The sequence below is a fragment of the Sandaracinobacter sp. genome (genome assembly GCF_041909755.1).
Classification (GTDB): Bacteria; Pseudomonadota; Alphaproteobacteria; order Sphingomonadales; family Sphingomonadaceae; genus Sandaracinobacteroides.
This window is the reverse complement of the sequence record NZ_JAYRCW010000005.1, coordinates 41178-50115: the sequence shown is the minus strand read 5'-3', so window position 1 is coordinate 50115 and position 8938 is coordinate 41178. Positions and strand designations below refer to the sequence as shown.

The window sequence follows — 8938 nt, the reverse complement described above, 5'->3', positions numbered from 1 at the left end:
TCTGGGGTAGGTGTTCAGGTTTTGTGGGGGGGGCCCGCCGGGGGGGGGCCGCCGACGCGTCTTCAGGCGCTCTTCATCGAGACGATGCGGCCGGGCGCGCGCGGGGGTTCGCCCTTGGGCAGCGCATCGATATGCTCCATGCCCTCGATCACTTCGCCCCACACCGTGTACTGGCGATCCAGGAAGCGGGCGTCGTCGAAGCAGATGAAGAACTGGCTGTTGGCGCTGTCGGGGTTCGAGGTGCGCGCCATGGAGCAGGTGCCGCGCACATGCGGTTCGGCGGAAAATTCCTGCTTCAGATCCGGCAGGCTGGAACCGCCCGTGCCGCGCCCGTTCGGGCATCCGCCCTGCGCCATGAAGCCGGGGATCACGCGGTGAAAGACGACGCCGTCGTAGAAGCCGCTGTCGGCCAGCTCCACGATCCGCGCCACATGGTTCGGGGCCAGATCCGGGCGCAGCCGGATGGTCACCTCCCCGGTTTCGGTGGTCAGCTTCAGCGTGTCGGCCATGTTCGATCCTTTCCTGATTGAAGCCGCGCCCTAGCCCCGGATGCGCCCGCCCGCCAGCCCCGCCGGCCGCAATCCGCCCCGGATTCCGGCCCGAACCCCTTGCCTTTGCGCCAAGACCCGTCTTTGTCTGGCGCCGTGATATTGCGCCGCCTGCCAGCTGTCCGGGGTGTGCCCGCCATTCTGGCGGGGCTGCTGGCCGTCGCCCCGCCTGCACTGGCGCAGCAGTTGCCGGCAGAGGATGACCTGTTCGCCCCGCTGCCGCCGATCCCGGAAGTGGACGCGGCGGCGGGCGAGGAAACGGGTGACCCGATCGTGCTGCCGCCGGTCGATCCGATCGAGCCGGCGCTGATGGCGCCGCTGCCGCCGCTTGCCACCTTCGATCCCGCGCCGCGCACCGATTTCACCTTCGTGGCAGCACATCAGGACGGCGTTCGCTATCGCGTGTCGGTCGACGGGCTGGCGGAAACCGGGCTCGATTCCAGTTTCCGCCGCCTGTCTGCCCTGCACCGGGGGCAGAACCGCCCTGCGACCGCCGCCCAGCTGGCTTCGCGCGCGAACGCCGACAAGCAGCTGATGCAGCGGCTCCTGTTCTCCGAAGGCTGGTACAGCGCCACGGTGGCGGTGGAGAGCGATTTCGAGACCCAGGGCCAGGCCGAGATTCGGCTGATCGTGGTGCCGGGCGAACGCTATAGCTGGCGCCAGATCGTGCTGGACCTGATCCCGGACGACCGGTCGCATCTGGCCGACGGCTTCGGCCTGCAGGTGGGCGATCCGATCCGCGCCGCCGCCGTGGAGGAAGCGGAAGGCGCGCTGCTGCTGAAGCTGAACAGCAGCGGATACCCCTTTGCGGAAATCGGCGTGCGCGACGTGGTTCTGGATGCCGACGCCCCGACGGGCACCTATCTGCTGACGGGGGATCTGGGCCCCGAAGGCGTGTTCGGCGACATCAAGCTGACCGGCTATCGTCCGTTCGACGAAGCCCATGCCCGCGTGATCGCCCGCTTCACGCCGGGCCAGCCCTATGACGCCCGGCTTGTCGACGATTTCCGCCGCGCGCTGATCGCCACCCAGCAGTTCGGCGGCGTCACCGTGAAGGCGGTGGATACGGGCGTGCGGGATGCGGAAGGCCGCGCCGTGGCGGAAATGCAGGTGCAGGGCAACCGCGGGCCGCAGCGGCTGCTGACCGGGCAGATCGGGTACGCGACGGAAGAGGGCTTCCGGATGGAGGGGAGCTGGCGGCACCGCAACTTCCATCCGCCCGAAGGCATGCTGACGGCGCGGGTCGTGCTGGGCACCGAGGAGCAGCGCGCCTCTGCCGAGCTGCTGAAGAGCAATTTCGGCCAGCGCGACCGCAGCTTCGAGGCGACGGCGGAAGTCGCCAACCTGGACCCGGCCGCCTATTCAGCGCAGCAGTTCCTGGTCGGCGTCGGCATCGGCCGGGCCTCCACCCCGATCTGGCAGAAGCGCTGGACCTGGAATGCGGCCTTCGGGCTGGGCATTTCGCGCGAACGGGGCAAGGGGCTGACGAAGGATCTGGATCCGGATGCCCGGCGTCGTGACTTCCTGTTCGCGAGCCTGCCGCTGTGGGTGGGGTATGACCGGTCAAACGATCTTCTGGACCCGACATCTGGCTATCGGCTGCGGGTGGATGTGAACCCGGAGGTGTCCCGCGAAGGCTCGCGGATCGAGACCTATGCGCGGACGTTCCTGGAAGGCAGCGCCTACAAGAGCGTCGCCGACAAGACGGTGCTGGCGGGACGGGCGCGCGCCGGCGCCATCTTCGGGGCGGACCTGTTCAACATCGCGCCCACCCGCCGCCTCTATGCCGGCGGCGGCGGATCGGTGCGCGGCTATGATTACCAGTCCGTCGGCTCGCTGGGGGTGAACGGGCGGCCTGTGGGCGGGCGTGGGCTGTTCGAATCCAGCGTGGAGGTGCGCCACCGCTTCGGCGACTTCGGCGTGGTCGGCTTCGTGGACGCGGGTTCGGTGAATGCCGATCCCGGCCCCAGCTTCAGCGACATGCGCTTCGGCGCGGGCGTGGGCGCGCGATACTTCACCAGCTTCGGGCCGATCCGTATCGACGTGGCGCGGGCGCTGAACCGGGGCCCGCTGGACCCGCCCTTCGCGCTCTATATCTCGATCGGACAGGCCTTCTGATGGCCGGGCCGGAGGCAGCCGAAGCGGACACCGATCCGTTCGAAGGCCCGCCGCGCCGGAGCTGGTGGCGCTGGCTGCTGGGCGCGCTGCTGCTGCTGGCGCTGTCGCTGGCGGCGGCCGTTCCGCTGGGGCTGTGGTGGCTGGCGGAAACGCCGGGCGGGCGCGCCTTCGTGGCGCACCGCGTTTCCGGCCTGCAGCCGGAATCGGGCATCCGCTATGAGGTGGGCCGGATCGACGGATCGCTGCTGTCGCGCTTTGAAATGGTGGACGTGGTCGTGAAGGATCTGGACGGCCCGCTGGCGGTGATCCCGCTGGCGAAGGTGGACTGGGAACCGATCACGCTGGTCCGCCGCATCGTGTCCATCAACCGGCTGGACGTGCCGGAGGTGCGCATCCTGCGGATGTGGAACATCAACCCGCGCGACCCGGACGAGCCGATCCTGCCCGACATCGACGTGCGGCTGGGGCGGTTCGATTTCCCGAAGGTCGTGCTGGAAGAGCCGCTGCTGGGCCGGCGCGAGGAGCTGGCCGCCACGGGGCGGGCGGATATCCGATCGGGCCGGGTGCTGCTGGACATGCAGGCCCGCGCCACCGCCGGAGACCGCCTGCTGCTGCTGCTGGACGCAGAGCCTGACCGCGACCGGTTCGACCTGGAGGCCGATCTGCGCGCCCCCGCCGGCGGGCTGGTAACGACCGCCGCCGGGCTGGAAAAGCCGCTGGTGCTGACGGCGGCGGGCAAGGGCAGCTGGCGCCGCTGGCGCGGGCAGATGGAGGCCCGGATGGGCGAGGGCGAGGCAGCGGCCCAGCTGGCGGACCTGTCGCTGTCGGCGGATGATGGCCGGTTCCGCGCGACCGGCCGGCTGATGCCGCAGCCGCTGCTGCCCGCAGGGTCTGCGCTGGCGCCGCTTGCGGCCCCGGCGATTGCGCTGGATGCAACCGCCAGCCGCGACGGGGACTGGTTCGACCTGAAGCTGGCGGCCGGTTCCGATGCGCTGGCGCTGGAAGGCGGCGGGCGCATCGACACGACGGACAACCTGCTGGAGGGCGTGCAGCTGGCGCTGACCTTGCGGCAGCCGCAGACGGTGTCGCCCGCGCTTTCCGGGCAGGGGATCGCCGCCACGCTGACGGCTGACGGCCCCGTTGCCGATCCGGATGTGCGCTGGCGGGCCACGGCCACCACCATCCGCTTCGCGGCGGAGGGTGGGCCGATGGGCGCGGACGGGCTGGTGGCGGAAGGTCGGCTGCTGCGGGCGACGCAGGCGCGGCCCATGCAGCTGCCCTTCACGGCGCGCGCGACGCGGCTGGTGGGCCTGCCGCCGGAAACCGCAGCCCTTCTGCAGGCCCCCCGCCTGTCGGGCACGCTGGCCTTTGCGAACGGCGGGCTGACGGCGACGGGCGTGCAGCTGCAGACCACGCAGCTGACTGCCAGCGGCAGCGGCGCGCTGGCCGCCGACGGGCGGGCGACGGCGCGGGTGAACGCCAGCGTCGCCCGGATCCTGGTGCCGAACCTGGGCCCGGTGACGGCGCAGGTGACGGCCGACATCCTTCGCCCGGCGGGCGCGGCGCGGCCATCCGTTTCGGGGCGGTTCGATGCGCGGGCGCTGGGCCTGGACAATGCATCGATGAAGACGTTCCTGGGCGGTCTTCCCAGGGTGAGCGGCGGCTTCGTGCTGGCGGCGAACGGCACCATCGCCGTCAGCAATGCGGCGCTGGCCAGCCCCAACCTCGATATTTCGGGGGCGAAGGCCAGCTATGATCCGGCGAGCGGCCGCTTCACGCTGGATGCGCAGGGCCGCAGCCGCGCCTATGGCCCCTTCACCCTGACGGCGTCCGGCACCTCCACCGCACCGCATGCCACGCTGGCGATGGCCAGCCCCGGTTTCGGCTTCGGCGTGACGGGGCTGGTGGCGGACATCGCGCCCGCGCCGGGCGGCCTTCTGGTGACGGCGCGGGGCGACAGCCCGCAGGGGCCGCTGAGCGGCCGCGCGGTGATCGGCTTCGGGCAGGGCCAGCCGCTGAGCATCGATATCGACCATGCCGCCATCGCCGGGCTGGAGGCGCGGGGCCGGCTGGTGCAGACGACGGCGGGGCCCTTCGCCGGAACGCTGACGGTGGACGGCCAGGGGGTGGACGCCACCTTCGACCTCTCTGCCGCCGGCGCGATCCAGCAGGTGGACATGGAAGCGCGGGCGCGCAACGCCCGCATTCCGCTGGAGCAGCCGATCGCGATCAGCAAGGGTGCCGCCCGCGCGACCATCCGGCTGGTGCCCGACCGGCCGGAAATTCAGGGCAGCTTCGCCGCATCCGGCGTGCGCCGCGGCGCGCTGGTGCTGACCGACGTGACCGGCGCCGCCAACCTGACGGGGCAGAGCGGGGTCGCGACCGTCACCGCCAGCGGCCGCACCGGCGACGGGCAGGCCTTCAAGGCCAGCGGCCGCGTGCAGTCCGTTTCGGACGGCTATCTGTTCTTCATGGACGGCCGCATGGGCAACCTGCCGATGAAGCTGGAGCGGCCGGCCCGGCTGGTGAAGGTGGAGGATGGCTGGCGGCTGATGCCGGCCCGGCTGATGCTGCCGCGCGGCCAGGTGGACATGGAAGGCCGGTTCGGCGCCGGGCGCGAGATCCGGATGTCGCTGAAGGACGTCGATCTCTCCATCCTCGATCTGGTGTCGGACCGCTGGGGCTTCGGCGGCAAGGCGAACGGCCAGATCGCGATCCGGGGCGACGCGAAATCGCGCATCCCCGTGGGCGAGGCGAACCTGACGATCACGGGCCTGCAGCGCGCGGGCGTGACGGGCATTTCCATCCCGATCGATGTGCGGCTGTCGGCCACGTCCGACGGGGCGGGCCTGCTGCTGGGCGCGAAGATGGCGTGGCAGGGCAATGATCTGGGCCGGCTGGTGCTGCGCGTGGATCCCGGCCCCGGCGAAACCCCGCAGGAGCGGTTCGAGCAGGGGCGGCTTTCCGGCGGCATCCGCTATAACGGCCCGGTCGAACCGCTGTGGGCGCTGGCCGGGCTGGAAGGGCAGGAACTGAAGGGCTCCATCGCGATCGGGGCCGACGTGTCCGGCACGCCGACGGATCCGGTGCTGACGGGCATCGCGCGGGGCAAGGGGCTGGTCTATCGCAACGCCGCCTTCGGCACGGAAATCGTCGACATGGCCTTCGACGGCCAGTTCGGCGGCAGTGTGCTGAAACTGAACAGCATCACCGGGCGGGCGAACGGCGGCACCATTTCCGGATCGGGCTTCGTGCGCTTCGGGCTGGAACAGCAGGTGGATCTCAATGTCGATCTGAGCCGCGCCCGGCTCGCCAATTCCGACACGCTGGAATTCACCCTGTCGGGGCCGCTGCGGCTTTCGGGCCAGGGGCGGAAGATCACGCTGTCGGGCGACCTGATGGTCGACACCGCCCGGGTCCAGCTGGTGCAGATGGAAACCAGCGAAATCCCGCAACTGCAGGTGCGCCGCGCGGGCGAAGTGCGGCTGCCCGAGCCGGAGCCGTCGCTGCGCATTTCAGATATCGCGCTGGATGTGCGGGTGCGCGCGGACGACCGGGTGCTGGTGGAGGGCATGGGGCTGGAAAGCACCTGGCGCGGCGATATCCGCGTGCGCGGCACGGCGGCCGCCCCCCAGTTCATCGGCACCGCGACACTGGTGCGCGGCGAGTTCAGCTTCGCCGGCAGCAGTTTCGACCTGACCAGCGGCCGGGTGGGCTTCAACGGGCGCCCGCTGGACAGTTCGCTGAACATCCAGGCACAGACCCAGGCCGAGGAAGTGACCGCCTTCGTGACGATCAGCGGCACGGCGGGCAAGCCGGACATCCGCTTCAGCTCGTCGCCCTCGCTGCCGGAGGACGAGATCCTGTCGCGGTTGCTGTTCGGATCATCCGTCGCCGACCTCAGCGTGACGGAAGCGGTGCAGCTGGCGACGGCCATCGCCGGCCTGCAATCCGGCGTGGACACAATGGGCAAGATCCGCCGCTCCGTCGGCGTGGACCGGCTGCGGCTGGTGGGCGACAACGCCCAGACCGGGATGGGAACCGGCATCGCCATCGGCAAGCGGCTGACGCGCAACATCTATGTGGAGGTGCTGACAGACAGCCAGGGCAACACGCTGACGACGGTGCAGCTGACGCTGAGCCGGATCTGGAGCGTGCTTCTGGAGGTCAGCTCGGTCGGCAATTCCAGCGTGAACCTGCGCTACCAGCGGGAACGCTAGTCGCGGAACACCACCGTCCGCCGGCCGTTCATCAGCACCCGGCCCTGAAGGTGCAGGCCCACGGCGCGGGCCAGCACGCGCCGCTCGATATCCCGGCCCTTGCGCACCAGATCCTCGGGCGTGTCGGCGTGGCTGATGCGTTCCACATCCTGTTCGATGATGGGGCCTTCATCCAGGTCGGTCGTCACATAATGGGCGGTGGCGCCGATCAGTTTCACCCCGCGATCATGCGCCTGGTGATAGGGGCGCGCGCCCTTGAAGCTGGGCAGGAAGCTGTGGTGGATGTTGATGCAGCGCCCTGACAGCCGGGCGGCCAGATTGTCGGACAGGATCTGCATGTAGCGCGCCAGCACCACCAGGTCGGCGCGGCTTTCGGCCACCAGTTCCAGCAGCCGCGCTTCCTGCGCCGCCTTCGTGTCGGGCGAGACGGGCAGGTGGTGGAAGGGAATCGCTCCGAAATCGGCGTTGGAATGCGCCGAAAGCTCGTGGTTCGAGATGATCCCCGCCACCTCCATGTCCAGCTCCCCGATCCGCTGGCGATAGAGGAGGTCGACGAGGCAATGATCGAATTTCGAAACCAGGATCAGCACGCGCGGGCGCAGGTCCGCCGCGCGCAGCGACAGCGTCATCCCGTACTCCGCCGCAAGCGCGTCGAAGCCGGCGCGCATCGCCGCCTCGTCCGCGCCATCTGCCAGCGTGAAGCCGGTACGCAGGAAGAAGCGGTCGGTATCGGGATCGTTGAACTGGCTGGATTCGGTGATGTTGCCGCCCGAGCGGGCGATATGCCCGGCGACGGCGGCGACGATTCCCGGCCTGTCGGCGCAGGAGAGGACGAGGATGTGGCGACGGCTCATCGGGTCTTTCCGGTTCAGTCGAGGATGCGGACGGCGGCGGCGGCCGTGCGGGCGACGGCGCGGGCGGCATCGGCCGTTTCCGCGCGGGCAAGCGCCACGCCCATGCGGCGGTAGGGCCGGGTGGTGGGCTTGCCGAACAGGCGCACGTCGACCTCGCCGCCGGGCGTCGCCAGCGCCTCGGCCAGGCCTTCGAAGCGGAATGCGGATGAATCCCGCGCCGCCAGGATCACGGCAGAGGCGGACGGCCCCCACAGCCGGACGTCGGGGATGGGCAGGCCCAGGATCGCGCGGGCGTGCAGATCGAATTCCGACAGGGTCTGCGAGATCAGCGTGACCATGCCCGTGTCGTGCGGGCGGGGCGACAGTTCGGAAAAGATCACCTCGTCGCCGCGCACGAAGAATTCCACCCCGAACAGGCCGTGGCCGCCCAGATTGTCCACCACCTTCGCCGCCATCGCCTGCGCGTCTGCAAGGGCTGCCGCCGACATCGGGGTGGGTTGCCAGCTTTCCTGGTAGTCGCCCCGTTCCTGCCGGTGCCCGATGGGGGGGCAGAAGCTGATCCCGCCCCGGTGGCGGACCGTGAGCAGGGTGATCTCGTAATCGAAGTCGATGAACTCCTCCACGATCACCCGCGCCCGGTCGCCGCGCATGTTGGCGACGGCATAGTCCCAGGCGGCGGCCATTCCAGCCGCCTCGCGCACGGTCGATTGCCCCTTGCCGCTGGACGACATCACCGGCTTCACCACGCAGGGCAGGCCGGTCACCGCCAGCGCGGCTTCCGCCTCGGACAGGCTTTCGGCATAGCGATAGCGCGAGGTGCGCAGGCCCAGTTCGGTCGCGGCCACTTCGCGGATGCGATCCCGGTTCATCGTCATCACCGCCGCCCTGGCGGACGGCACCACCGCCTGCCCCGCGGCCTCCACTTCGGCCAGCACCTCGGTGCGGATCGCCTCCACCTCGGGCACGACGAAATCGGGGCGGTGCTTCGCGATCGCGGCCTTCAGCGCCTCGGCGTCCAGCATCGAAAACACCTCGAACCCGTCGGCCACCTGCATGGCCGGGGCACCTGCATAGCTGTCGCAGGCGATCACCTCAGCGCCCAGCCGCTTGGCGGAAATCACGAACTCGCGGCCCAGTTCCCCGGAACCCAGCAGCAGGATCTTTGCAATGAAGGCCATATCGTCCTCTTGTTTCGGCG

At 70.2% G+C, this 8938-nt stretch carries 5 protein-coding genes; 2 read left to right on the top strand and 3 right to left on the bottom strand.

The features are described 5' to 3' along the window. Window positions 1-62: 62 nt before the first annotated feature. Window positions 63-509 (bottom strand): peptidylprolyl isomerase, encoded by a 447-nt coding sequence (locus ACE3O8_RS01700; protein ID WP_374386117.1) that lies wholly within the window; start codon window positions 507-509, stop codon window positions 63-65. A gap of 135 nt (window positions 510-644) precedes the next feature. Here ACE3O8_RS01700 and ACE3O8_RS01695 point away from each other — a divergent pair, with 135 nt between their 5' ends. Beyond that, window positions 645-2666 carry a BamA/TamA family outer membrane protein gene (locus ACE3O8_RS01695; protein WP_374386115.1) on the top strand — a complete coding sequence of 674 codons (2022 nt, stop codon included), beginning with the start codon at window positions 645-647 and terminating at the stop codon, window positions 2664-2666. Next, window positions 2666-6886, top strand: coding sequence for a translocation/assembly module TamB domain-containing protein (locus ACE3O8_RS01690; protein ID WP_374386113.1), 4221 nt, complete (start codon window positions 2666-2668; stop codon window positions 6884-6886). Before ACE3O8_RS01695 ends, ACE3O8_RS01690 begins: the two co-directional genes overlap by 1 nt. Here the strand turns inward: ACE3O8_RS01690 and purU are convergent. Together purU and purT are read right to left on the bottom strand one after the other, a co-directional pair. After that, window positions 6883-7740 carry a formyltetrahydrofolate deformylase gene (gene purU, locus ACE3O8_RS01685; RefSeq protein ID WP_374386111.1) on the bottom strand — a complete coding sequence of 286 codons (858 nt, stop codon included), beginning with the start codon at window positions 7738-7740 and terminating at the stop codon, window positions 6883-6885. The genes ACE3O8_RS01690 and purU overlap by 4 nt on opposite strands. A gap of 14 nt (window positions 7741-7754) precedes the next feature. Beyond that, window positions 7755-8918: a formate-dependent phosphoribosylglycinamide formyltransferase gene (purT, locus tag ACE3O8_RS01680; protein WP_374386108.1), complete on the bottom strand. Its 1164-nt coding sequence runs from the start codon at window positions 8916-8918 to the stop codon at window positions 7755-7757. Between the last annotated feature and the right edge of the window lie 20 nt (window positions 8919-8938).

Coding starts and splice junctions, on each gene's coding strand:
- ACE3O8_RS01700 (WP_374386117.1), bottom strand. CDS start 509: ATGGCCGACACGCTGAAGCTGACCACCGAAACCGGGGAGGTGACCATC.
- ACE3O8_RS01690 (WP_374386113.1), top strand. CDS start 2,666: ATGGCCGGGCCGGAGGCAGCCGAAGCGGACACCGATCCGTTCGAAGGC.
- purU (WP_374386111.1), bottom strand. CDS start 7,740: ATGAGCCGTCGCCACATCCTCGTCCTCTCCTGCGCCGACAGGCCGGGA.
- purT (WP_374386108.1), bottom strand. CDS start 8,918: ATGGCCTTCATTGCAAAGATCCTGCTGCTGGGTTCCGGGGAACTGGGC.